Source organism: Thermoflexus hugenholtzii JAD2 (assembly GCF_900187885.1).
GTDB lineage: Bacteria > Chloroflexota > Anaerolineae > Thermoflexales > Thermoflexaceae > Thermoflexus > Thermoflexus hugenholtzii.
The window spans coordinates 382,905-405,611 of sequence record NZ_FYEK01000003.1 but is presented as its reverse complement, the minus strand read 5'-3'; the positions used below and the strand labels follow the sequence as shown (position 1 = coordinate 405,611).

Annotated in this window: 14 protein-coding genes; 9 read left to right on the top strand and 5 right to left on the bottom strand. The window is 67.6% G+C overall.

The genetic code is table 11. From position 1 onward, the window contains the following. Positions 1–1,941 (top strand): DNA gyrase/topoisomerase IV subunit A (locus CFB18_RS02315; protein WP_143597480.1); only part of this gene is annotated, 1,941 nt, incomplete at its 5' end. Positions 1,942–2,196: 255 nt separating this feature from the next. Next, the gene (locus CFB18_RS02310) at positions 2,197–3,237 is read left to right on the top strand and encodes a zinc-dependent alcohol dehydrogenase (RefSeq protein WP_200808037.1); all 1,041 of its coding nucleotides are present in this window, start codon (positions 2,197–2,199) and stop codon (positions 3,235–3,237) included. Here CFB18_RS02310 and mutY read toward each other — a convergent pair. After that, positions 3,203–4,345 carry an A/G-specific adenine glycosylase gene (gene mutY, locus CFB18_RS02305; protein ID WP_088570181.1) on the bottom strand — a complete coding sequence of 381 codons (1,143 nt, stop codon included), beginning with the start codon at positions 4,343–4,345 and terminating at the stop codon, positions 3,203–3,205. The two genes, CFB18_RS02310 and mutY, sit on opposite strands and share 35 nt — an antisense overlap. 150 nt (positions 4,346–4,495) lie before the next feature. Further along, complete coding sequence (locus tag CFB18_RS02300) at positions 4,496–5,095, bottom strand: biotin transporter BioY (RefSeq protein ID WP_088570180.1); 600 nt, start codon at positions 5,093–5,095, stop codon at positions 4,496–4,498. Positions 5,096–5,292: 197 nt separating this feature from the next. Here CFB18_RS02300 and CFB18_RS02295 point away from each other — a divergent pair, with 197 nt between their 5' ends. Further along, a complete protein-coding gene (locus CFB18_RS02295) occupies positions 5,293–7,413 on the top strand; it encodes an acetate--CoA ligase family protein (protein WP_088570179.1) in 2,121 nt (706 codons plus the stop codon). Between the two features lie 160 nt (positions 7,414–7,573). Here the strand turns inward: CFB18_RS02295 and lexA are convergent, their stop codons facing one another. The 3 genes from lexA to argJ form a co-directional block, all read right to left on the bottom strand. Beyond that, complete coding sequence (gene lexA / locus CFB18_RS02290; protein ID WP_088570178.1) at positions 7,574–8,263, bottom strand: transcriptional repressor LexA; 690 nt, start codon at positions 8,261–8,263, stop codon at positions 7,574–7,576. Between the two features lie 588 nt (positions 8,264–8,851). Then, positions 8,852–9,964 carry a M20 family metallopeptidase gene (locus CFB18_RS02285; RefSeq protein WP_088570177.1) on the bottom strand — a complete coding sequence of 371 codons (1,113 nt, stop codon included), beginning with the start codon at positions 9,962–9,964 and terminating at the stop codon, positions 8,852–8,854. A gap of 5 nt (positions 9,965–9,969) precedes the next feature. Continuing rightward, entirely contained in the window at positions 9,970–11,169 is a 1,200-nt protein-coding gene (gene argJ / locus CFB18_RS02280) for a bifunctional glutamate N-acetyltransferase/amino-acid acetyltransferase ArgJ (protein ID WP_088570176.1), read from the bottom strand. A gap of 223 nt (positions 11,170–11,392) precedes the next feature. Between argJ and CFB18_RS02275 the strand changes: the two genes are divergently transcribed. The 6 genes from CFB18_RS02275 (at position 11,393) to aspS (ending at position 22,677) form a co-directional block, all read left to right on the top strand. Beyond that, the gene (locus tag CFB18_RS02275; RefSeq protein ID WP_088570175.1) at positions 11,393–11,782 is read left to right on the top strand and encodes a response regulator; all 390 of its coding nucleotides are present in this window, start codon (positions 11,393–11,395) and stop codon (positions 11,780–11,782) included. Next, a complete protein-coding gene (locus tag CFB18_RS02270) occupies positions 11,772–12,203 on the top strand; it encodes a response regulator (RefSeq protein ID WP_200808036.1) in 432 nt (143 codons plus the stop codon). The genes CFB18_RS02275 and CFB18_RS02270 overlap by 11 nt, the downstream gene beginning before the upstream one ends. Before the next feature lie 12 nt (positions 12,204–12,215). Beyond that, positions 12,216–16,760 (top strand): GAF domain-containing protein, encoded by a 4,545-nt coding sequence (locus CFB18_RS02265; RefSeq protein WP_088570174.1) that lies wholly within the window; start codon positions 12,216–12,218, stop codon positions 16,758–16,760. Continuing rightward, a complete protein-coding gene (locus tag CFB18_RS02260) occupies positions 16,699–17,496 on the top strand; it encodes an SAM-dependent methyltransferase (RefSeq protein WP_088570173.1) in 798 nt (265 codons plus the stop codon). The genes CFB18_RS02265 and CFB18_RS02260 overlap by 62 nt, the downstream gene beginning before the upstream one ends. 27 nt (positions 17,497–17,523) lie before the next feature. Beyond that, positions 17,524–20,733, top strand: coding sequence for a GAF domain-containing hybrid sensor histidine kinase/response regulator (locus CFB18_RS02255; RefSeq protein ID WP_088570172.1), 3,210 nt, complete (start codon positions 17,524–17,526; stop codon positions 20,731–20,733). 171 nt (positions 20,734–20,904) lie between these two features. After that, the gene (aspS, locus tag CFB18_RS02250) at positions 20,905–22,677 is read left to right on the top strand and encodes an aspartate--tRNA ligase (protein ID WP_088570171.1); all 1,773 of its coding nucleotides are present in this window, start codon (positions 20,905–20,907) and stop codon (positions 22,675–22,677) included. Positions 22,678–22,707 lie beyond the last annotated feature (30 nt).

Genomic DNA, 22,707 nt, shown 5'->3' with positions numbered 1-22,707 from the left:
GCCGTGGGGATGGCCACCAACATCCCCCCCCACAACCTCCAGGAAGTCTGCGACGCCCTGTGCTACCTGATCGACAACTGGGGCCGCCTGGATCGCATCACCGTCGATGACCTGATGAACTTCATCAAGGGCCCCGACTTCCCCACCGGCGGCGTGGTGTTCCGGTATGCGGACGATGGGGAGACGGACGTCCTTCGGGCGGCCTACGCAGTGGGGAAGGGGCAGTTCATCCTCCAGGCGCGGGCGCACATCGAGGAGGCGGAGCGGGGGAAGGTCCGCATCGTGGTGACGGAGTTGCCCTATCAGGTGAACAAGGCGGCCCTCATCGAGCGGATCGCCGAGCTGGTCCGCGAGGGGCGCATCGAGGGGATCACCGATTTGCGGGATGAGTCGGACCGCCGGGGGATGCGGCTGGTGATCGAGGTGGCCCGCACCGCGGACCCCCGCCAGGTCCTGGCGGCGCTCTACAAACATACCCCGATGCAGACCACCTTCGGGGTCCAGATGCTGGCCCTGGTAGACGGGGAGCCCCGGCTGTTGCCTCTTAAGCGGATGCTGCAGCTGTTCCTCGAGCACCGCCAGCAGGTGGTGCGCCGGCGCAGCGAGTATGAGCTGGCGCGGGCCCAGGAGCGGGCCCACATCCTGGAGGGGCTGCTCACGGCCCTGGCCCATCTGGACGAGGTGATCGCCCTCATCCGGCGCTCAAAGGATGCGGAGGAGGCGAAGGCCGGCCTGATGCGGCGCTACCGGCTCACCGAGGTCCAGGCCCTGGCCATCCTGGAGATGCCCCTCCGGCGGCTGGCCCGGCTGGAGCGGGAGAAGATCGAGGCGGAATACAAGGAGAAGCAGCGGCGGATCCGGGAGCTGGAGGATCTGCTCGCGCACCCGAAGAAGATCCTGGGGGTGATCCGCGCGGAGCTGCAGGAGCTGAAGGCGAAGTATGGCGACGCCCGGCGGACCTGGATCGCGGATCGGCCGCGGGGGGCCCTCACGGTGGAGGATCTGCTGCCCGATCAGGCGGTCTGGGTGACCATCACCGCCGGGGGCCGCATCCTCCGCGCGCCGGTTCGGGGCGGCCCCGCCTGGCCGAGCGGGGATCCGCCGGTGGCCCTGGCCCGGGGGAGCACGCGAGGGGCGGTCGTTTTGTTCACCGAGCGCGGCACCGCAGCCGGGGTGGCCGTCCATCGCATCCCGGAGGGCGAAGAGGGGGCCCCGGTTCGGGATCTGGTCCCCTTGCCGGAGGGCGAGAAGATCGTGGCGGCCCTGCCGATGCCTGGCCGGATCAACGGGAACGGAGCCGGGCCTTACGTGTTCTTGGTCACTCGGAACGCGCTGTGCAAGCGGATCGCCTGGGCGGACCTGAACCGGCCGGGCGCCTTCCCGGCGATGGGGGTGGCGGAGGACGACGCCTTGGTCGCGGCCTTCACCACGTGGGGGGAGGGAGAGGTTCTCCTGGCCACCGCCGCCGGACAGGCCATCCGCTTCGCCGAAGAGGAGGTCCGGGTGATGGGTCTGAGCGCCGCCGGGGTGCTGGGCATCAAGCTGGGGGAGGACGACCGCGTGATCGGGGCGACCTTAGTGAAGCCGAAGGGGGATGTCGTGGTGGGGATGGCGCAGGGATTCCTCAAGCGGACAGCAGCGAAGGAATATCCCCGCCAGGGCCGCTACGGCGTGGGGGTCCAGACCGCAACGGTTTCCGCGAAGACCGGCCCCCTGGTGGCGGTGGCCGCGGTGGAGGAATCGGAGACCCTGTGGGCGGTGGGCAGCCGGGGCACGGTGAAGGCCGTGAAAGTGAAGGAGCTCCCGCGCTCCGGTCGGGCGCGGCCGGGGACGCCGGCCCTTTCTTTGAAGAGCAACGAGACGCTGGCCCGCCTGATCGCTCCGGCCGTCTCCGAGAAGCCGGCAGGCCAGAAGGAGCGGCGCGCCCGGAGCCGTCGCTGAGCCGCCGGTGCCCTGTCGCCGCAGCGAAGGGTCGCGGCTGAAGCCGCGCCTACCGCATTGGTCTTTCTGTAGGAGGGGCTTTAGCCCCGAACCACTGCCCTCCAGGACATTGCCCGTCGCTTTTTGAGTAGGAGGGGCTTCAACCCTGAACCCGGTGTCTTCGATGGTGCAAAGGTCGCGGCGGAAGCCGCTCCTACCAAATATGGATCCCCTTGCAGGAGGGGCTTCAGCCCTGAACCTTATCGGGAGGGGGCCATGGCGGAACGGATGCTGGCGGCCCGGTTGCATGGGCCGGGGGATCTGCGGCTGGAGGAGGTGCCGGTGCCGGAGCCCGGGCCGGGCGAGGTGGTGATCCGGGTGGAGCGGGCGCTGACCTGCGGGACCGATGCGAAGATCTTCCGACGGGGCCGGCATCCGGCCCTGGGCCCGTTGCCCTCTCCCTTCGGCCATGAAGTGGCCGGGGAGGTGGTCGCGGTCGGGGAGGGGGTGACGGATTTCCGGCCCGGGATGCGGGTGGTGGCGGCCAACTCCGCCCCCTGCGGATCGTGCCGGATGTGCCAGCGGGGCGAGTTCAGCCTCTGCCCCCACCTCACGTTTTTCTTCGGAGCCTTCGCCCAGTATGCGCGCATCCCCGCGCCTATCGTCCGGGTGAACCTGTATCCAATCCCGGACTCCCTCCCGGCAGCCGCCGCGGCCCTGGTGGAGCCCCTGGCCTGCGCCCTCCGGGGAGTTGAGGTCGCGGAGATCCGGCCCGGGGAGACGGCGCTGGTGCTGGGGGGCGGCGCCATGGGCTTGATGCTGGCCCATCTGGCCCAGCTCCGGGGCGCCCGGGTGGCCCTGGCCGATCCCCATCCCGAGCGCCGGGAGGCCGCCCGATCCATCGGCGTGGATCTCCTCCTGGATCCCCGGGATGCCCTCGCGGCGAAGCTGGAGGAGGCCTTCGGAGAGCGGCCCGATGTGGTCATTGAAGCGGTCGGGCGGGTGGAGGCCTGGGAGGCGGCCGCGGAGCTGGCGCGGCCGGGCGGGCGCGTGATCCTGTTCGGCGGCTGCCCGGTCGGCACACGGGCCTCTTTCGACACCGCCCGCCTGCATTATCAGGAGCTCACCCTGCGCGGGGTTTTCCACCATCATCCTCGATTCGTCCGCGCTGCCCTGAGCCTGCTGCGCGCGGGGCGGGTCCCGGTGGATCTCCTGATCAGCGGAGAGCTTCCACTCACGCGCCTGCCGGAGGCCTTCGAGCGGATGGAGCGCCGCCAGGGGTTCAAGTTCGCGATCGACCCGTGGTCTGACGGGTGAGCGAAGAGGATCCTTCCTGCCGTAGCCATTCCACAATCCGCTGATCTGTGCGGGGGAAGGCGTAGCGGTCCAGCTCGGCGATGGGAACCCAGCGGACGTCGGCGCAGCCGATGGGTTGCGGGGTGCCGGAGCGGATGCGGCATCGGAAGACATGGAGGGTGATGCGCATGTGGGTGTAGGTATGACGGAGGGTCAGCAGGGGCTCCCCCACCTCGACCTCGATCCCCAGCTCCTCCCGGAGCTCCCGCTGTAAACATTCCTCCAGGCTCTCGCCGGGCTCCACCTTGCCTCCGGGGAACTCCCACAATCCCCCCAGCATGCCTTGCAGGGGCCGCTGGGCGATCAGCACCCGGCCGTCCGCCTCGATCACCCCTGCCGTCACGTCGTAATGGGGGAGCATCCGTCGGGGAGCCCGGACCGGGAAGGCTTCCGGATTCCCCTGGGCGTAGGCGGCGCAGAAGGCGCGGAGGGGGCACTCCGGGCAGCGCGGGGATTTAGGGGTGCAGAGGGTGGCGCCCAGATCCATCAGGGCCTGGTTGAAGGCGCCGGCCTGCCCGGACGGGAGCAGACGTTCCGCCCGCTGCTGGAGCTGCCGCCGGCCCGCCGGGCGTCGGGGATCCTGATCGAAGGCGAACAGGCGGGCGAGCACGCGGATGGCGTTGCCGTCCAGGGCCACGATGTCCTGGCCGAAGGCGATGCTCAGGATCGCGGCGGCCATATACGGGCCGACCCCCGGCAGGCGCCGCCACTCCGCCAGGGTGCGGGGGAACTCCCCGCCGCGTTCTTCCATCAGGCGGCGGGCCGCTTCGTGCAGGTGGCGGGCCCGGGCGTAGTAGCCCAATCCCTCCCAGGCCTTGAGCACCTCCTCCAGGGGCGCGGCGGCCAGATCCTGCAGCGTGGGGAAACGGGCCAGGAACCGCTCGTAATAGGGGATGACCGTCTCCACCCGGGTCTGCTGGAGCATCACCTCCGCGATCCAGATGGCATAGGGGTCCCGCCGTCGCCGCCAGGGCAGGTCGCGACGATGGGTTTCATACCAGCGGAGCAGCGCCTCCGCGATGGCGCGTTCCACTTCGGAGATCCCGGATGGCTTTCCTTCGCGCTCCATCGCCTTCGTCCGGCCCTGCTTCGGGTTCCTGAGAGGGAATTGTCCCCCGGAGCGTGGGAAGGCTCAACTTCGTCGGATCGGTGAGGAAGGCGCGGTGGGGGCATAAGGGGAAGGCTTCACCCCCACCGCTTTCCGGGAAGCCTGTGTCCGTTACGAGGCGCGGACCCGTCGGGCGAGGAGCCAGGCCGAGGGGAAGGCGATCGTTGCCATGAGGAGCTTGATCAAGTCACCGGGCACGAAGGGAAGGAGCCCCAGGGCCAGCGCGCCCTTTGGGCCCAGGAAGCCCCCGACGAACCAGGCCAGCCACGGCAGACCGAAGAGATAGATGACGGCGTTGCCCGCCAGCATCGCCAGGGCGGTCGTCACCGGCCGTCGATCCCATCCGCGCTCTGCCAGCCAGCCGGTGACGAACGCGGCGGCGATGAACCCGATGAGGTAGCCCCCCGTCGGCCCCCGCAGCCGCGCCAGCCCGGCCGCTCCTCCGGCGAACACCGGCAGGCCAAGGGCTCCCTCGAGGAGATAGACCGCCATGCTGAGGGCTCCCCGCCGGCTCCCCAGGGCGGCCCCCACCAGCAGCACTGCGAAGGTCTGGCCGGTGATGGGCACCGGCGTGAAGGGCAGGGGGATCTCCACACGAGCCATCAGCGCGGTGAGCAAGCTGCCGCCCAGGATCAGAACCGCATCCGCCAATCGCTGCTGCGCCTGGGTCCGGCGCAGCGCCGCCGGGATCAGAAGATCGCTGAGCACCATGAAGACTTCCCTCCACAACGTGCTCTGAGACCCCTATCCTAATGTCTTGCTAGGAGCGCGTCAAATCCGCATGAACGCCGTATCGGGCGCGTCCGTTTTTGCTGATCAGTTGTAGCGAAAAATGCGCTCTCGAATTATGCATCCTTCCAAACATTCGTTAAGATTTGCGGCGGAGATCTCCTCGCAACGAGGCGCTTATGGACGATCCGCTTGCGCCCTTCTGGAACGCTCGCGGCATCGCCTTGGTGGGGGCGAGCGCGCAGCCGGTTAAGCTCAGCTATGGCGTCCTGCATAATCTGGTGCGCTCGGGATATCCCGGGCGGATCTATCCGGTGAACCCGCGGGGGGGTGAGATCCTGGGCCTGCCCGTTTACCGCTCCCTGGCGGAGGTCCCGGACCCGGTGGACCTGGCGATCTTGATGGTCCCTGCGGAACAGAGCGTGGCGGCCCTGGAGGCCTGTGGGCGTCGGGGGATCCGGGCGGCCGTCCTGGTGGCTTCCGGCTTTGCCGAGCGAGGGGGGGAAGGGCGGGAGCGGGAGGAGGCCCTGCGGGCCATCGCGCGCCGCTATGGCTTGCGGTTCATCGGGCCGAACGCCGTCGGCCTCATCGACACGCGGATCCCCCTGAACACTACGTTCATCCATCGGATGCCGGAGCCGGGGCCGGTGGGCCTGGTGTCGCATTCCGGCGCCGTGTGCGGCGGGCTCCTGGACTGGGGGGCCGCGGTGGGGATCGGCTTCTCCCGGGTGATCAGCTTGGGCAACCAGGCGGATATCGACCTGGCCGACGCCCTGCTCTCCCTGATGGCGGATCCGTTTACGCAGGTGGTGGCGGCGTATGTGGAGGGGATCTGCGGTGGCCGTCGTTTCCTGGAAGCGGCCCGTCGGGTGAGCGAGCGCAAACCCCTGGTGATCCTGCGGGCGGGACGCACGCCGGAAGGAGCCCGCGCGGTGGCCTCTCACACCGGGGCGCTGGCCCTGCCGGAGCGCATCTTCCGGGCGGTCGCCCACGCGGTGGGGGCCATCGTCGTGGATTCTCTGGAAGCCCTGATGGACGCCGCCCTCGTCCTGGCGATGCAGCCCCCGCCTCCGGGACCCCGGGCGGTGATCCTGACCAACGCGGGGGGGCCGGCGGCGATCGGGGCGGATCACCTGGCCCGCTCCGGGTTTCAGCTCGCTTCGCTCTCAATGGACACTCAGGAAGCCCTCCGGAAGGTCGTGCCGCCTCAGGCCTTCACCGGGAACCCGGTGGATCTGATGGGGGGTCCGCAGCCCTCCCATTACGCGCAAGCCCTGGAGGTGCTGTTGCGGGCGCCGGAGGTGGACGCGGTGATGGCCCTCTTTGTTCCGCAGGCGGTCACCTCCGCCCGGGAGGTCGCCGAGGCCATTGGGCACGCGGCCTCCGGGAGCCCTCGGCCGGTGGTGGGGGTGATCTTCGGCGGCACGGAGGCCCTCGCCGCGGCCCGGGTTCTCCACCGGGCCGGGGTTCCCCATTTCTTGACCCCGTGCCGGGCAGCGTTCGCCCTGGGCGTCCTGCGGGAATGGGCAGAGATCCGGCGCCGTCTACAGGCGCCCATCGCGTCTGCTCAACCCATAGATCGGGGATGCGCAACGGCCGTGCTTCAAGAGGCGATCGCCTGGGGGAAGGATCGGCTGGATCCTCAGGCCGGAGCGAAGCTGGCGGCGGCGTGGGGCTTGCCCGTGCCCCCTTCCGGACTGGCCGCGACCCCCGAGGAGGCCATCGCGCTGGCTGAGCGCATCGGTTATCCGGTGGCCCTGAAGCGGGTGGCCCCGGGGTTGGTCCATAAAAGCGCAGCGGGCGGGGTGATCCTGAACCTCCGGAAGCCCGACGAGGTGCGCGACGCGTTCTCCCGGCTGATCCGGCCCGGGGAATATGCGCTGATCCAGCGCATGGCCCCGTCGGGCCTGGAGCTCATCATCGGCGCCTACCGGGACCCCCTCTTCGGCCCGGTGGTGATGTTCGGGGCCGGTGGAGTGGAAGCGGAGCTCCGGGAGGACGTGACCTTCCGATTGGTGCCCTTCAGCGAGGCGGAGGCAGAGGCCATGCTGGAGGAAACAGCCATCGGCCGCCGTCTGCTGCAGGGCAGCCGGGAGGGACGCCTGGAGCGACCGGAGCGCGTGCTCGAGATCTTGCGGCAGGTCGGCGGGATGATGCAGGAGCATCCCGAGATCGCGGAGATCGATCTCAATCCGCTGATTGTGGGCCGCCCGGGGGAGGGTGTCCATGCCGTGGATGTCCGGGTCATCCTCGTCCGGGAAGGCCCGGTCCCGGAGGCTGTGCTCTCCTTCAGGGGTTGAAAACGGCCTCGTCCGTTTCAGTGATGTCCCCTCATCGCTGCATCCGAATGCGGCTCCGGAGGATCCTCCCGGCGCCCATTCGAACAAGGCGCAGCATGGGAGCGGGGCACAGCAGCGCTACGCCCCGCCTGAACCTCAAAGAGGAAGGGGCGCCAGGGCCCTATCCGGCTGGGGGCACGGTGGGGAAGGGGGCGCCGTTCAGGTTGCGGAGCACCTGGATGACTTTCCCCTGGATCTGAACGTCCTCCTCGGGGAGCACGAGGGGTTTCATGGATGGATGGGCGGGCTGAAGTCGGATGCGCCCCTGCTCCGGCTCATAGTAGACGTGTTTGAGCGTCGTCGCCTGGCGATCCCGCAGCCAGACCACCGCCATCTCCCCGTTCTCAACCTGGGCCGCAGGCTTCACCACGATCAGATCGCCATCCCGGACCAGGGCGTCGATCATCGAATCCCCGCGCACACGCAGGACGAAGAGCCCGTCCGTCTCGAGGAGCCAGAGGCGAGGGATGGGGATCCATCCTTGCGGCTCCGCATCCGGATCCGGGATGGGATCACCCGCCGCGATGAACCCCATAAAGGGCAAGGAGATCAAGTCCTCCGATGGGGTCAGCCCGTCGGGCCACTGACGGATCCGGATCCCCCGGGATCGCCGGTCGAACCGCTGGACCAGGCCCGCCTCCTCCAGCCGGCGCAGATGATAATGCACCAGAGACGTTGAGGAGATGCGCAACCCCTTCTGGATCTCCCGGACGGTCGGATAGGTCCCCTGCTCCCGATTCCAGCGGACGATGAACCGGTAGATCTCCCTCCGCAGATCCCGCCGCGCCTGCACCCGCCGCCTCTGTTTCATCGGACATCCTCCCCGTCGACAGAACGCGTATGCCGAATCCCAAGGCTTATCCCAAGTTTCCCAAATCTTATGCGAACATCTGTTCGATGTCAAGCGAAGGTGGGGAAGGGTGTATCCCAAAAGTAGGACAACTGCTCGCAGTTGTCCTACAAGGCGGCTAGGCCCGACAAAATCGGGACACACCCGTGGGGATGGGTGTGTCCCAAAACCGGAGGATAACTGCGAATTGTTGACCTGCGGCGCATGCCCCGAAATGATTGAAGAGGGGGTAAAGGCAACCTTTCCCCCTCCCGTTGCGCGATCGGTTCAAGCAGGGCAACTGTCCGCAATCGCCTTACATCGAATCTCTGGCATTGGAGGAGAAGCCCTGCGATCTGTTTTGTAAGAGGGGCTTTCGCCCCGAACCTCCGTCTTCGATGGCGCACGGGTCGCGACGGAAGACGCCCCGGCAACTCGGAACCCCTGGTTCTCGATGGTGCAAGGGGTCGCGGCGAAAGCCGCTCCTACTTAGGGATGCCGAAATGAATCCCGGCTTACAAATGGAGCTGGCCGTCGGTTCAGGCGACCGGGCGGGGGTTTTGCACGCGCTCAGGTTGATGCGGTGAACTGCTGGAGGAGGACGAGGAAGACCTGGGCGGCCTGGTGTAGCTCGAGGAGGTGGATATGTTCGTCGGGGGTGTGGGCGACGGCGAGGGTCCCCGGGCCGAAGACGACGGCCTGGGCGCCATACCGGGCGAAGGGCTCCGCGTCGGTCCAGCTGGGCATCCCGCCCAGGCGAACGGGGAGGCCGATCTCCGTGAGGGCGCGAGCGAGGGCCTGAACCAGCGGGGCCTGGGGATCGGTCTCGAAGGGCGGGGAGAGATCGAGGATCTCCCAGCGAACCGGATGACGCGCGAGGACGGTTTCGACCTGGGCGAGCAGGTCCTCCCGCGGGATCCCGGGGAGCCACCGGAGGTCCAGGTGCAGGGCGCAGCGGTCGGGGATCGCCAGGGCCGGCTCCCCGCCGTGGATGAACAGGGGGGTCACCGTGCCGCGGCCGATCTGCGGGTGCTGGGCCTGGATGGCCGGGAGGGCTTCCAGCTCCTCCATGAGCGCTATCGCGATGCGGATGGCGTTGCGGCCGCTCTCCACCGCGGAGCCATGGGCCGGCTGGCCCCGGACCTCGAGGGCGAGCTCCAGGGTGCCGGCCTCCGCGATATGGATTTCCAGCTGGGTGGGCTCGATGGCGAGCACCGCCTCCGGCCGACATGCCCGGGCGAGGGCTTCCGCCCCGCGGCCCATGTTCTCCTCGTCCACCGTCAGGGCGATGGTGACCGGGGATCCGGCGAGGCGCTCGGGGCCGAGGAGCGTAAGGGCGCCCAGCAGCGCGGCCAGCCCCCCCTTGACGTCCGCGCTCCCCCGCCCGTAGATGCGGCCTTCCCGTTCCACTGCCTCATACGGATGGGGGTGACCGTATGGAGGGAACGTGTCGATGTGGACATCGATCAACAATCGTGGACGGGGCTGAGGATGGATGAGGAGGTTGGGCCAGGGATGGTCCGGCACCGGGAAGCGGGCAACCGGGAAGCCGCGCTCCCGGAGCCATCCTTCCAGAAACATGAGGAGCGCTCCCTCCTCACCGCTGGGGGAGGGGATGGCAATCAGCCGGGCCAGAGTCTCCCGCAGAAAGCCCTCCAGGCCTTCACGCGCTGGGGCCTTCATCGCGCTTATGTCCGGTAGCGCCCGTTGATGGTCACGTATTCGTGGGAGAGATCGCAGGTCCAGACCCAGTCCTCCCCATCCCCCAGGCCCAGCTCCAGGATCACCCGGAAGGAAGGGGCGGCGAAGATCTCCCGCGCGACATCCTCGAAATACAGGGCCGGGGATCCCCGATCGAAGAGCAGCAGGGGCGGTTCCTCTCCCCGCTGGATCCAGAGGGAGATGGCCTCCGTGTCCAGGGAGACGCCGGCGGATCCGGCCGCGGCGAGGATCCGCCCCCAGTTGGGATCCCCTCCATAGAAGGCGGTCTTCACCAGCGGCGAGCGGGCGATGTGGCGGGCGATGTGGCGGGCCTCCTGGGGCGTGCGCGCTCCCCGCACCCGGATCTCCACGAACTTGGTGGCGCCCTCGCCGTCCCGCACGATGGCCTGGGCCAGCTCGACGCACAGGTCCGTCAGGGCTTCCCGGAAAAGGGGCGCGGTGTGCGCATCCAAAGCGACGCCGGAGGACCCGTTGGCCAGGATCATGGCGGTGTCGTTGGTGCTCTGGTCGCCATCGACGCTGATCCGATGGAAGCTGGCGTCCACCGCGGCCCGCAGGAGGTCGTCCAGGAGTTCGGGTTCCACCGCCACGTCCGTGGTGATCAACGCCAGCATCGTGGCCATATGGGGATGGATCATCCCGGCCCCTTTCGCCATCCCCCCGATGGTCACCGGGGTGCCGTTCAGGGTCAGCCGGCGGACCGCCATCTTGGGCCGGGTGTCGGTGGTCATGATGGCCCGGGCAGCCGCCTCCCCCCCTTCCGCCGAGAGGGCCGGGATGGCCTGGAAAAGGCCGGCCCGGATGGCATCGACGGGGAGAGGAACTCCGATCACCCCGGTGGACATCACCAGGATGGTGTCCGGCGGGAACCCGAGGAGGAACCCGGCCAGGTCCACGATGGCGTAGATGTCCGACAGCCCCCGCGGTCCGGTGCAGGCGTTGGCGTTCCCGGAGTTGATGATTACCGCCCGGAAGCCGGTGCGCCGCCGGGCGAGGAGGACCTGATCGTATCGGACGGGGGCCGCCTTGATCTGGTTGGTGGTGAAGACGGCGGCGGCGGTGCAGGGATGGGTGCTGGCCACCAGGGCCAGATCCAGGGCGCCGTCGGCCTTGATCCCGCAGGCCACCCCGGCTGCCCGAAACCCTTGAGGCGCTGTGACGCTCATGGACGCTCCTCCTCCCTGAGGCGAAAGGGATCCTCCCTTGTGCGGCGTTCCCTCTTTAACGTAACCGCATGCCCCGCTGTCCCGGTTATTTTAAATAGACCGAGCGGGCTCCAGGGAGCGATCCTGCTTGACAGGCTCCCCTTTTCAGGTTAGATTAATCTTGCCGCTGGCTTCAAGCGGGTGCCATGCGGTATCTCGTATCCCGGATCTTCGAGGGAGCCGGATGAGGGCACTTATTTTATACATCGAGGACAATTTCGAAAACCGGCTGCTGGTTCGGCGGATCCTGGAGGCAGAGGGGTATCAGGTGGTGGAGGCGGAGGACGGGCCCAGAGGGCTGGAGCTGGCCCGCTCGATGCACCCCGATCTGATCCTGGTGGACCTCCATCTCCCCGACATCGACGGCTATGAACTGGTCCGTCGCTTCAAGCAGATGCCCCATTTGCAGGGGATCCCGATTGTGGCGCTCACGGCGGATGTCATCCGCGGCACCCGGGAGCGGGCCCTGGCGACCGGGTGCGATGGCTACATCCCCAAGCCCATCGATGTGGATGCGTTGCCGGAGCAAATCGCCGCGTTCCTGAAGAACCGGGAGGCCCCTCATGGGCGGTGAGCAGATGCAGCCTCCGGTGGACCCGAAGGAGGCCACCATCCTGGTGGTCGAGGACAACCTCCAGAACTTTGTGCTGATCGCCCGCCTGCTGGGCTACCTGGGGGTGCGGGACATCCAATGGAAGGCTTCGGGCTGGCAGGTGCTGGAGTTCGCCGGGCAGCTGCCCCGCATCGATCTCATCTTGCTGGACATCCATCTGCCCTATGAGGACGGCTATGAGGTCCTCCGACAGATCCGGGCCGACCCCCGTTTCCGAGGGACCCGGGTGGTGGCGGTCTCGGCGGAGGCCACAGAGGACAACATGCGGCGGGCGCGGGAGGCGGGCTTCGATGGCTTCATCGGCAAGCCCATCGACCCCGATGCCTTCCCGGATCAGATCCGCCGCATCCTCGCCGGCGAGGGCGTGTGGACACTCGGTTGAGGAGGGCACGCGATGGTGTCCCTCGATTGGGGCTCGTGGCCGTTGCGCTGGAAATTCCTGGCCGGGTTCGTGTTTGTCGCGTTGGTCAGCGTAGCGGGGACGCTGGTAATCGCCGAGCGCCTGCTGGAAAACGCCTTCCAGCGCCGGATTATGGAGGAATTCCAGGGGGTGGCCCAGACCCAGCGGGCGGCTCTGGAGAAGGATCTGTGGCATCAGGTTGAGAATCTGAGCGCGGGCGCGGAGGAGGAGACGCTGATCTCCGAGGCCGTCGCCCACTCGGCCCGTTACCCCGATCCCCTCCTCCGCGCGTATGCTGTTCAGCAGGAGGAGCTCCTCTGGCGATTCCAGCCCGATTCCAGCCTGCGCCGACAGATCCTCCAGGGTCCGGCCGCCGCCCAGCTCCGCGCCCTCCGGGATCGTCTCACCGGCCACCTGCACCTGCTCCTCACCGACGCCCACGGGATCCTGGTCGCGGCCACGGAGCCTCCTCGCGCCTATCGCTTTGATCGGGAGCCATGGTGGCAAGCGGCCTGGAATCAGGGACGGGGCGCGCCGTATATCAGCACCCTCCAGTTCGACGAGGACCTCCAGACCACAGTGGTCTACCTGGCGGTTCCCATCTACCGCCGGGATACTCATCAGGCGGTCGGGGTGTTGCGCAGCGCCTATGGCGCCTCGCAGATCTTCGGGATCCTCAGCCAGTTCCGGATCGGACGCACCGGACGGGCGCTGTTGTTGGATCGGGATGGGGCGATCCTGATGGATCCCCTCGGGTTGTTGCATCGGGAGCAGCGGGTCACGGCTCTCGGGCTCAAGCCGGAGGATCTCGCCCGGCCGGAAGGCGCCCTGCTCACCTGGGACTGGCTCATCGCCTATAGCCGGGTGGGACCGGGGATCGCCCACCGGCTTCCTGCCCTGGAGGAGCGGGGCTGGACGCTGGCTGTGGTGCAAAGCGAGGATGAGGCCCTGGCGCCGGTGGAGTGGCTGGGACGCCAGGTCTTGCTCTGGACAGTGGTCCTGGGTCTTCTTGCGGTAGGCCTGGCTTATGTCGCCTCGGCTTCCCTCACCCGCCCCCTCCGGGAGCTGACGGAGGCCGCCCAGCAGATGGGGGCCGGCCGGCTGAACGTCCGGGTCCCGGTGACCTCCCGGGACGAGCTGGGGGTGCTGGCGGAGGCCTTCAACACGATGGCCGTTCGGCTCCAGGACCTCTATCAAAACCTGGAGCGCCGGGTGCAGGAGCGAACCCATCAGCTGCAGACGGCGGCGGAGATGGGCCGCCTCATTGCCTCCACCCTGGACTTGAACGAGCTGCTCCGGACGGCGGTGAACCTGATCCGGGACCGCCTGGGCTACTACCATGCCTCGGTGTTCCTGATCGAGGAGAGCGGCCGGTGGGCGGTCCTGCAAGAATCCACCGGCGAGGTCGGGCGAAAGCTGAAAGAGCGGGGCCACCGGCTGGAGGTGGGGGGGCAGAGCCTGATCGGCTGGGTGACGGCGAACGGGCGGCCCCGGGTGGCCCAGCGGACCGCGGAGGATCCGATTCATTTCAAGAACGAGCTGCTCCCGGAGACCCGATCCGAGGCCGCTCTTCCGCTGAAGATCGGGGATCGCATCATCGGGGCCCTGGATGTCCAGAGCACTCTGGAAGAAGCCTTCGACGCCGGGGCCCTCTCGGTGTTGCAGATCCTGGCGGACCAGCTGGCGGTGGCCATCGAGAACGCCCGGCTCTATCAGCAGGCCCAGGCGGCCCTGGAGGAGACCCAGGCCTTGTATCAGGCTGCCTGGGATCTAACGGCCGCGACGACCATCGAGGGGGCGGCCCGGGCCTTGCTGGCCCACCTCCCCATTCAGGGGGTGGACCGGTATATCCTGGCTCTGATGGAGGATCCGGAGGCCCAGGGAGAGAAGCGGGTCCTCCAGGCTCGGTTGATCTGGGATCGGGAACGGGGGCTTTTCACGGAGCCCCGACGCTATACGGCCGCCGAGCTGCCGATTATCGCCCGGGAGCTCACCCTGGAGCCCATCTTCGTCCCCGATGTGGCTACCGATCCATGGCTGGACGAGACCAGTCGTGCGTTCTACCTCCGGCATCGCGTGCGTTCCATCGCCTTCTTCCCCCTCTGGGCCGGCGATGTCTTCTGGGGCTGGCTGATCGCCCAGGGGGTCCAGCGTCCCCTGGAGCTCGACGGGCGGACGGTTCGCCGGTTGCAGGCCCTCGCCGACACGGCGGCGGTGGTGTTCCAGAACCGTCGTCTCTTCGAGCTGCTGGAGCAACGGCTGCGGGAGCAGGCCTGGCTCCACGAAGTCGCCGCCTCCCTTGTGGAGGCCTCCGGGCCGGTGGAGCTGCTGACCCGGATCTGCCGGGCCTTCACCCTCGCCCTGGGCGCAACCAGCGCGTATGTGAACCGCGAGTTCTCCGATGGACAGGGCTTCTTTGTCATGAGCGAGTTCTATGCTCCGGAGGCCACGCCGGAAGAGCGCATCCCGGATGTAGGCGTCTATTATCGTTATGAGGACTATCCGCTCTACGCCCAGATGCGCTGGACCCGGCAGCCGGTGGTCCTCCGGCGGAGCGAGCTGGAGGCGCAAGGTGTCCCGGAGGCACAGCTCCTGGCCCGATATGGTGGTCGGACGGTGTTGCTGATCCCCCTCGTGGTCGGCGAGCAGTATTACGGGCACGTGGAGATCTGGGACAGCCGGCGGGAGCGCTGGTTCTCTCCCGATGAGCTCCGGCTGGCTACCACGATGGCTGTCGGTGCGGCCCTGGCCCTTCAGCGCCAGGAGCTCTTCGAAGAAGCCACTCGCCGGGCCCGCCTGCTGCAGGCGGCGGCGGAGGTCAGCCGCATCACGGCCACCATCCTGGATCCAGACCAGCTGATGGCGGAGGCCGTTGAGCTCATCCGGGATCGCTTCGATTACTACTATGTGGGCTGGTTCGTCCCCGATGCGGAGGGCCGATGGATGGTGCTGGCCGCCGGCACCGGGGAGCCCGGCCGGATCATGAAAGAACAGGGCCACCGGCTGGAGATCGGCGGGCAATCGATGGTCGGCTGGGCGGCGGCCCACCGGCGGGCCCGCATCGCGCTGGATGTAGGCGCGGAGCCGGTGCGCTTCGCCAACCCCCTCCTCCCCCTCACCCGCTCGGAGATCGCCCTGCCGATGCTCGTGCGCGGGGAGCTGGTGGGGGTCCTGGACATCCAGTCTGAACAGCCGGCCGCCTTCACCGAAGAGGACATCCAGGCCCTCCAGGTGATGGCGGATCAGCTGGCCACCGCCTGGCAGAACGCCCGGCTCTACGCGCAGGCCCAAGCCCAGGCCCAGGAGCTGGCGACCCTCCACCGCCTGGCCGTGGAGTTCTCCCGCTCCCTGAACCTCGCGGAGATCCTGGAGGCTGTCTGCCGGGCCTATGTGGAGGTGCTGGGAGCGGATCACAGCGGCGCGGCGTTGTGGGAGAAAGGCCGGGATGTCGGGACGGTGGTGGCGGAGTATCCGGCCCAGGGCTTCATTGGGATCCAAATCCCGGTCGATAATGCCTTCACCCGGCAGGCGATGGAGACCGGGCAACCCCAGTGGGCGCTGGATGTTCTCCAGGACGAGCGGCTGGAGGCCACCGGGCCTCTGCTGGCCGGTCTGGGGATCCGTTCCATCGCCATCATCCCGCTGGTGGCCCGGGGCCAGGTGATCGCCACGGTGGGCCTGGATTATATGCGGGCCCACCATGCCTTCACGCCCGAGGAGCTGCGTCTGGCTCAGACCATCGCCCAGCAGGCCGCCGTCGCCCTGGAGAACGCCCTGTTGTATGAAGAGGCTCAGCGTCAGGCCCGCCGGATCCAGACCGCTGCGGAGATCGCCCGGATCGTCGTCAGCGTGCTGGATGTGGAGGAGCTGTTACAACAGGCGGTGGACCTCATCCGCCAGCGGTTCGATTACTACTACGTGGGAGCCTTCCTGGTGGATCCCAGTGGGGAGTGGGCCGTCCTGCGGGCGGGCACCGGGGAGGCCGGCCGGCGGATGGTCGCCCAGGGGCACCGCCTGCGCGTCGGCGGGGAGTCCATGATCGGCCAGGCCTGCGCCCGCCGGCAGCCGGTGATCGCCCAGGATGTGAGCGAGGCCGAGGCCCGTTATGTGAACCCTCTGCTCCCGGATACCCGGGCCGAGATGGCCCTGCCCCTGATCGTGGGCGATCGGGTGCTGGGCGCTCTCACCATTCAGGCCGATCGCCCTTACGCGTTTAAGGAGGAGGATCTAGTTGTTCTTTCCACGGTCAGCGGGGCAGTGGCGGTGGCCCTGAACAACGCGATGCTGTATGCTGATCTGCGGTTGCGCTCGGAGATCGAGGCGGCCGTCAATGAGTTCACATCCCAGGTGCTGGGACGGCCCACGGTAGTCGGGAGGGCTACGACCGGCCTGGAGGCTCTGGCCCATCGGATCCGACGCACCCCCCTGGTGTTGTGGATCGGATCTTCTACAACTTCCACCCAACAGGAGGGACAACATGAGCCATCCTATGGGGAGCCCGGTGGGGACGGATCAGCCGAACGCCGCCCGCGTGTATGATTACGTGCTGGGCGGGACTCATAACTTCGAGGTGGATCGTCAGGCTGCTGAGTTCATGATCAGCCTCGTTCCCTCTACTCGGAAATGGGTCCGCATGCTCCGGGCTTTTCTCCAGGAGGCGGTGCGTCTTCTAGTTGAGGAAGGTTTCGATCGTTTCCTGGATTTGGGCTCGGGGCTTCCCACCCAAGATCATATTCACGCCGTCGCCCCTCACGCCAGGGTGATCTACATCGATATCGATCCGGTCGCGGTAGCCTACTCCCGGGAGCTGTTAGCTGGCAATCCCAACGTTCGCTATCTGCAAGCGGACATGAAGCGGCCGGAGACTTTCCTGAACGCCCCAGAGATCCGAGAGCTGTTTGGCGATGAGCGCCGTGTGGCCATCGGTTTCAATGCGGTTTCCCCCTTCTTTACTCCGGAGGAGATGCGACATGTAATGCAGGCGCTCTATGACTGGGCTGCCCCCGGAAGTAAGATGTTTGCCACTTTCGAAACCAAGGCTGCTGGTAAGATGACCCCGCGTATGGCTCAGTTCTTAGCCATGTTCGAGCAAATGGGGCAGCCTTTCTATTTTTACACTCTTGAGGAATGCCAGGAGCTGGTCCGTCCCTGGCGGCCGGATCATCGAGGCTTCCGGCCGCTGGTGGAGTGGCTGGGTCTGCCCCCGGACTATATCACCGAGGAGGATCGGGAGGGGGTGGATCTGGAGTTCTACGGGGTGATCCTGGAGAAGTGAGGCTTCGCATTCGGGCGGGGAGGCAACATGGAAGTCAGGGCGGAGGGCGCTGGGTGGCTTTCCGATGAGCTGCAGCGATTGAGCGAGGCCCTGGAGGAGCAGCTCCGCCAGGCGCTGCGGCGTCATATGATGGACAACCTGGGCCGGATGGCCTCGCCCCGTCCCATCCCCGAGGTCGCCCGGACGTTGCGGGAGCTTATCGTCGGCGCCTTGCGGGGCGAACCGGACTCCCAGGCGATCGCCCGTTTCGGGGAGGAATGGGGCCGACAGGGCATGGCCCTTTCCACGCTGATCGGAGCGTTTCGGACGGCCCGTGCCTTCCTGCAGGGAGCTTTCCCTCAGCTGAGCGGGACGGCTCTGGAGCCGCTGCATCTTTTGGAAGAGGCGCTCGCGGAGCGTCTGGTCCACGCCCGCCAGCTTTATCTCATCTCGGAACATGAACGGACCGCGCGGGCGATGATGACCGCGCTGGAGAAGGCCCAGCAGGAGGCCCAGGTCCTCCAAGAGGTTCTCCGCACCCGTGCCGAATGGGGGGAGCGCTTGCTGCGCATTGAGGAGGAGACCCTCCCCGCCCGCAGCCGGGAGGATTTCTTCCGGCGGCTGGCCGAGGCCCTCGAGCGTCACATGAATCTGCCGTGCGGGGTCTACTCTCAGATCCAGGAGGGGGTCTACCAGCGGGTCATAGCGGTCCATGGGGAGTTGCCCGAACGCCTGCTCCTTCCAGATGGCCTCCAGGGAGAACAGGTGGAGATCGGGGAGTGGCTGCTGCTGCGAGAGGAGGTGCCCGAGGCCGAGACGCGGGAGCCTCACCTGCGGCTGGCCCTGGTGGTGAGCCGAGGGGGAGTGCGTGATCCTGTGATCGGCAATATCCTTCGCCTCCTGATACGGATAATTCTGCGGGGTGTGGAGAACGCTTGGCTGCTGGAGCAGACCCGGTCCGCCTTAAACGAGCTGAGCATCGTGCTGGGGCGCCAAATCGCTCGTCGGTGGCTAACCCCCGGCCGGCAGTTCGGTTATCTCTACGACGGAGCGCGGCTGATCCCGATCACTTCTCCCCCGCCATCGGACGGCCCGGTGTTCCCTATCCAAATCGAGAACCAAACGATAGGGTTCCTGGCTCTTCCGGGAGCGTCAGATCTATCCGAGGAAGAACGCCGTATCCTTCAGGAGATCGTGGACCGATGGTCTCGTCTCCTCTGGCTGGCCTCGCTGTTCGAGGAGATCCATCGCCAGACCTTCCGCTTGCAGACCACCGCCGAAATCGCAGGAGCCATCGTCCGAGAGCTGGATCCTCAGCTGGTCCTCCGCCGTTCTACCCAGCTGATCTACGAACGGTTCGGTTTCCATCATGTCAGCCTCTATCAATATCTTCCGGAAAGGGAGCTATGGGTGTGCCGAGGTTGTGCCGGATGTTCCGATGGCCTCGCCCATGCGTCGCAGCTGTTCGGTCCGGTCGGGCCGGAGTCGTTGCTTGCGCGCGTCCAAGGCAGCCCGGAGCCCATCCTGCTTCATGAGCTGGAGGGCCTCGGCGAGGAACGGGCCCTCTTCAGCGAACAATCCGGCTCCGCCCTGGTCCTCCCCCTCTACCACGGCGGGCGCTTGTGGGGTCTGCTATCGGTAGAGGCCGATGCGCCGTGGACCTTCGACGAAGGGGACGCGCAAGCGATGGCGATTATCGGCGAGGTCGTCTCCGTGGCCCTTGAGAACGCCATGCTCTACGAAGAACAGAAGCGCACGGCCGAGCGCCTGCGGGAGCTGGACCGGCTGAAGACGCAGTTCATCGCCAACATGTCTCACGAGCTGCGCACCCCGCTGAACTCCATCATCGGCTTCAGCCGGGTGATCCTCAAGGGGATCGACGGGCCGCTGACGGAGGCCCAGCGCCAGGACCTCACCGCCATCTACAACGCCGGCCAGCATCTGCTGGGCCTGATCAACGACATCCTCGATCTCTCCAAGATCGAGGCCGGTCGGATGGAGCTCCAGTTCTCCGAAGTGGACATGCGAGAGATCATCCGCGGCGTGATGTCCACCGCCGTCGGCCTGACCCGCGACAAGCCCATCGAGCTCCGCCAGGAGGTCCCCGAGGACCTCCCGCCGGTTTGGGCGGATCCTCAGCGGGCCCGTCAGGTGCTGCTCAACCTGGTCTCCAACGCGGCCAAGTTCACCGACCAGGGCTTCATCGCGGTGCGCGCTTGGGCAGACGAATCCTTTGTGACGATCGCCGTGCAGGATACCGGGGTCGGGATCCCGAAGGAGAAACAGGAGGAGATCTTCCAGGAGTTCACCCAGGTGGAGAGTGGGACCACCCGGCGTTACGGCGGGACCGGTCTGGGGTTGGCCATCGCCCGGCGCCTGGTGGAGCTGATGGGCGGGCGCATCTGGGTGGAGAGCGAGGTCGGGAAGGGCTCGACGTTCTTCTTCACGCTCCCCCGGGCCCGGCCGCGGCTTGCGGGCGAACCTCGACCGGGCCGGCCGGTGATCCTCTGCATCGACGACGACCCGGGCGTGATCACCCTATATCGGCGGTATCTGGAGAAGCACGGCTTCGAAGTGGTCGGCCTGACGGATCCCCGGGAGGCCCTGGAGACGGCTCGCCGCCTCCGGCCCGATGCCATCACCCTCGACATCATGATGCCCCAGAAGGACGGATGGACAGTCCTTCAGGAACTCAAGGCCGATCCCCAAACCCGGGCGATCCCGGTGATCATCTGCTCCATCCTTGATGAGCGGGGCCAGGGGTTCAGCCTGGGGGCCGCGGAATATCTGGTCAAGCCCTTCACCGAAGAGGAGCTGCTGGAAGCTATCCAACGGGTGGACGGTCGCCCCCGCCCCCTGAAGGTCCTGGTGATCGATGACTCGGAGGGCGATCGCCAGCTGATCCGCCGGGTTCTGGAGAACGCAGGGGGCTATCATGTTCTGGAAGCGGCGAACGGCCCGGAAGGGGTGGCCCTGGCCCGACGGGAGCGGCCCGACCTGGTGATCCTGGATCTGATGATGCCGGAGATGGACGGGTTCGCCGTGGTGGAGGCGCTGCGGGAGGATCCGTCCACCCGTTCCCTCCCCATTCTGGTGCTCACGGCCAAAGCGCTGACCGAGGAGGACCGCCGGCGGCTCAACGGGCGGATCGAGCGACTGCTCCAGAAAGCGGGTGCGGACCCCGAGGCGCTCCTCGCGGAGATCCTGGAGGTCGTGCGCCGGGCCCGTCATCCATCGGGTGCCCCGGCGGAAAGCTAAGCCGCCGGGAGCGCACAGGGCCCGGCTGGAGGCGGTCGGGGGCCGGGGAGGCGCGCCGTGCGTATCCCCGGCCCCTATCCTTTTGTCTGAGGGCTCCCCTTGCCGTCCTCCTCAGGCCGATGCCTTATAATCCCATGCAACCGATTCGGACGCTGCGCATGGAGGTCCTCGATGTGGAAGACCCATGGGTGTGGGGAGCTGCGCCCGGCCCACGTTGGCCAGATGGTGGAGCTGGCCGGTTGGGTGCACCGGCGTCGGGATCATGGCGGCCTGATCTTCGTCGACCTGCGGGATCGGAGCGGGCTGGTGCAGGTGGTGGGGGATCCCTCCTGCTCCGCGGAGGCCCATGCGGCCCTGGATCAGGTCCGCCTGGAATATGTGATCCAGGTCCACGGGCGGGTGCGCCGGCGGCCCCCTGGGACGGAGAACCCGAACCTGCCCACCGGGGAGGTGGAGGTGGAAGCCCACGCGGTGCGCATCCTGAACCCCGCGCGCCCGCTGCCTTTCCCCATCGACGACGACGGCCGGCGCATCGATGAGGCGGTCCGCCTGCGTTACCGTTACCTGGACCTGCGGCGGGCTCGCATGCAGCGGAACCTGATGTTGCGCCATCAGACCACCCGGGCCATCCGGGACTACCTGGACGCCCGGGGGTTTGTGGAGGTGGAGACGCCCATCCTGATCAAGAGCACACCGGAGGGCGCCCGGGATTTCATCGTCCCCAGCCGGCTCCACCCCGGCAAGTTCTACGCCCTGCCGCAGTCCCCTCAACAACTGAAGCAGCTGCTGATGGTGGCGGGCCTGGAGAAATACTACCAGATCGCCCGCTGCTTCCGCGATGAGGACCTGCGGGGCGACCGCCAGCCCGAGTTCACCCAGCTGGACCTGGAGATGTCCTTCGTGGATCGCGAGGACATCCTGCAGCTGATCGAAGGGCTGCTGATCGAGGTGGTGCAGCGGGTGGCCCCCCACAAGCGGTTTCGCACGCCGTTCCCTCGCCTCACTTACGCGGAGGCCCTCGCCCGCTACGGCTCGGACAAGCCGGATCTGCGCTTCGGCATGGAGCTGGTCGACCTGACGGATGTGGCCCGGGAGAGCGCCTTCGAGATCTTCCGGGAGGCGGCTCGGGGCGGAGGACAGGTGAAGGCCCTGCGCGCGCCGGGCTGCGCCGGCTACAGCCGCCGCGAGCTCGACGAGCTCACGTCTTACGTGAAATCGCATGGGGCGAAGGGATTGATCACCCTCGCCTTCACCGGCGATGGGGTGAAAGGCCAGGCCGTTAAGTTCCTGACCGAAGGCGAGCGCGCCCGCATCGCCGAGCGGACCGGGGCCGGCACCGGCGATCTGCTCTGCATCGTAGCCGACGCCCCGGAGGTGGTCGCCAAGGCCCTGGGCGGGCTCCGCCTGCTCTTCCGCGACCGATTGCAGCTGGCGGATCCGGATGAGTTCGCCTTCGCCTGGATCCTGGAGTTCCCGATGTTCGAGTGGAACGAGGAGGAAGGCCGCTGGGAGGCCGTGCACCACCCCTTCACCTCCCCGCTGGATGAGGATCTGGACCGCCTGGAGACCGACCCGGCCTCGGTCCGGGCGAAGGCGTATGATATCGTGTGCAACGGCTATGAGATCGGCGGGGGGAGCATCCGGATCCACCGCCGGGAGATCCAGGAGCGGGTGTTCCGGCTGCTCGGATACACCCCGGAGCAGGCCCGCGCCCGGTTCGGCCATCTGCTGGAGGCCTTTGAGTTCGGCGCCCCTCCTCACGGAGGCATCGCCCTGGGCCTGGATCGCCTGGTGATGCTGCTGGCGGACGAGCCGAACATCCGCGAGGTCATCGCCTTCCCCAAGACCGCCAGCGCGACGGATCTCCTGTTCGATGCCCCCTCGGAGGTCGACGAACGCCAGCTCCGGGAGCTCCACATCCGCATCGTGCGGGAGGAGAGCTGATCCCTGCAGGGGCCGGGGCATAGGGGCCCC

Coding starts and splice junctions, on each gene's coding strand:
- CFB18_RS02310 (WP_200808037.1), top strand. CDS start 2,197: ATGGCGGAACGGATGCTGGCGGCCCGGTTGCATGGGCCGGGGGATCTG.
- mutY (WP_088570181.1), bottom strand. CDS start 4,345: ATGGAGCGCGAAGGAAAGCCATCCGGGATCTCCGAAGTGGAACGCGCC.
- CFB18_RS02300 (WP_088570180.1), bottom strand. CDS start 5,095: ATGGTGCTCAGCGATCTTCTGATCCCGGCGGCGCTGCGCCGGACCCAG.
- CFB18_RS02295 (WP_088570179.1), top strand. CDS start 5,293: ATGGACGATCCGCTTGCGCCCTTCTGGAACGCTCGCGGCATCGCCTTG.
- lexA (WP_088570178.1), bottom strand. CDS start 8,263: ATGAAACAGAGGCGGCGGGTGCAGGCGCGGCGGGATCTGCGGAGGGAG.
- CFB18_RS02285 (WP_088570177.1), bottom strand. CDS start 9,964: ATGAAGGCCCCAGCGCGTGAAGGCCTGGAGGGCTTTCTGCGGGAGACT.
- argJ (WP_088570176.1), bottom strand. CDS start 11,169: ATGAGCGTCACAGCGCCTCAAGGGTTTCGGGCAGCCGGGGTGGCCTGC.
- CFB18_RS02275 (WP_088570175.1), top strand. CDS start 11,393: ATGAGGGCACTTATTTTATACATCGAGGACAATTTCGAAAACCGGCTG.
- CFB18_RS02270 (WP_200808036.1), top strand. CDS start 11,772: ATGGGCGGTGAGCAGATGCAGCCTCCGGTGGACCCGAAGGAGGCCACC.
- CFB18_RS02265 (WP_088570174.1), top strand. CDS start 12,216: ATGGTGTCCCTCGATTGGGGCTCGTGGCCGTTGCGCTGGAAATTCCTG.
- CFB18_RS02260 (WP_088570173.1), top strand. CDS start 16,699: ATGAGCCATCCTATGGGGAGCCCGGTGGGGACGGATCAGCCGAACGCC.
- CFB18_RS02255 (WP_088570172.1), top strand. CDS start 17,524: ATGGAAGTCAGGGCGGAGGGCGCTGGGTGGCTTTCCGATGAGCTGCAG.
- aspS (WP_088570171.1), top strand. CDS start 20,905: ATGTGGAAGACCCATGGGTGTGGGGAGCTGCGCCCGGCCCACGTTGGC.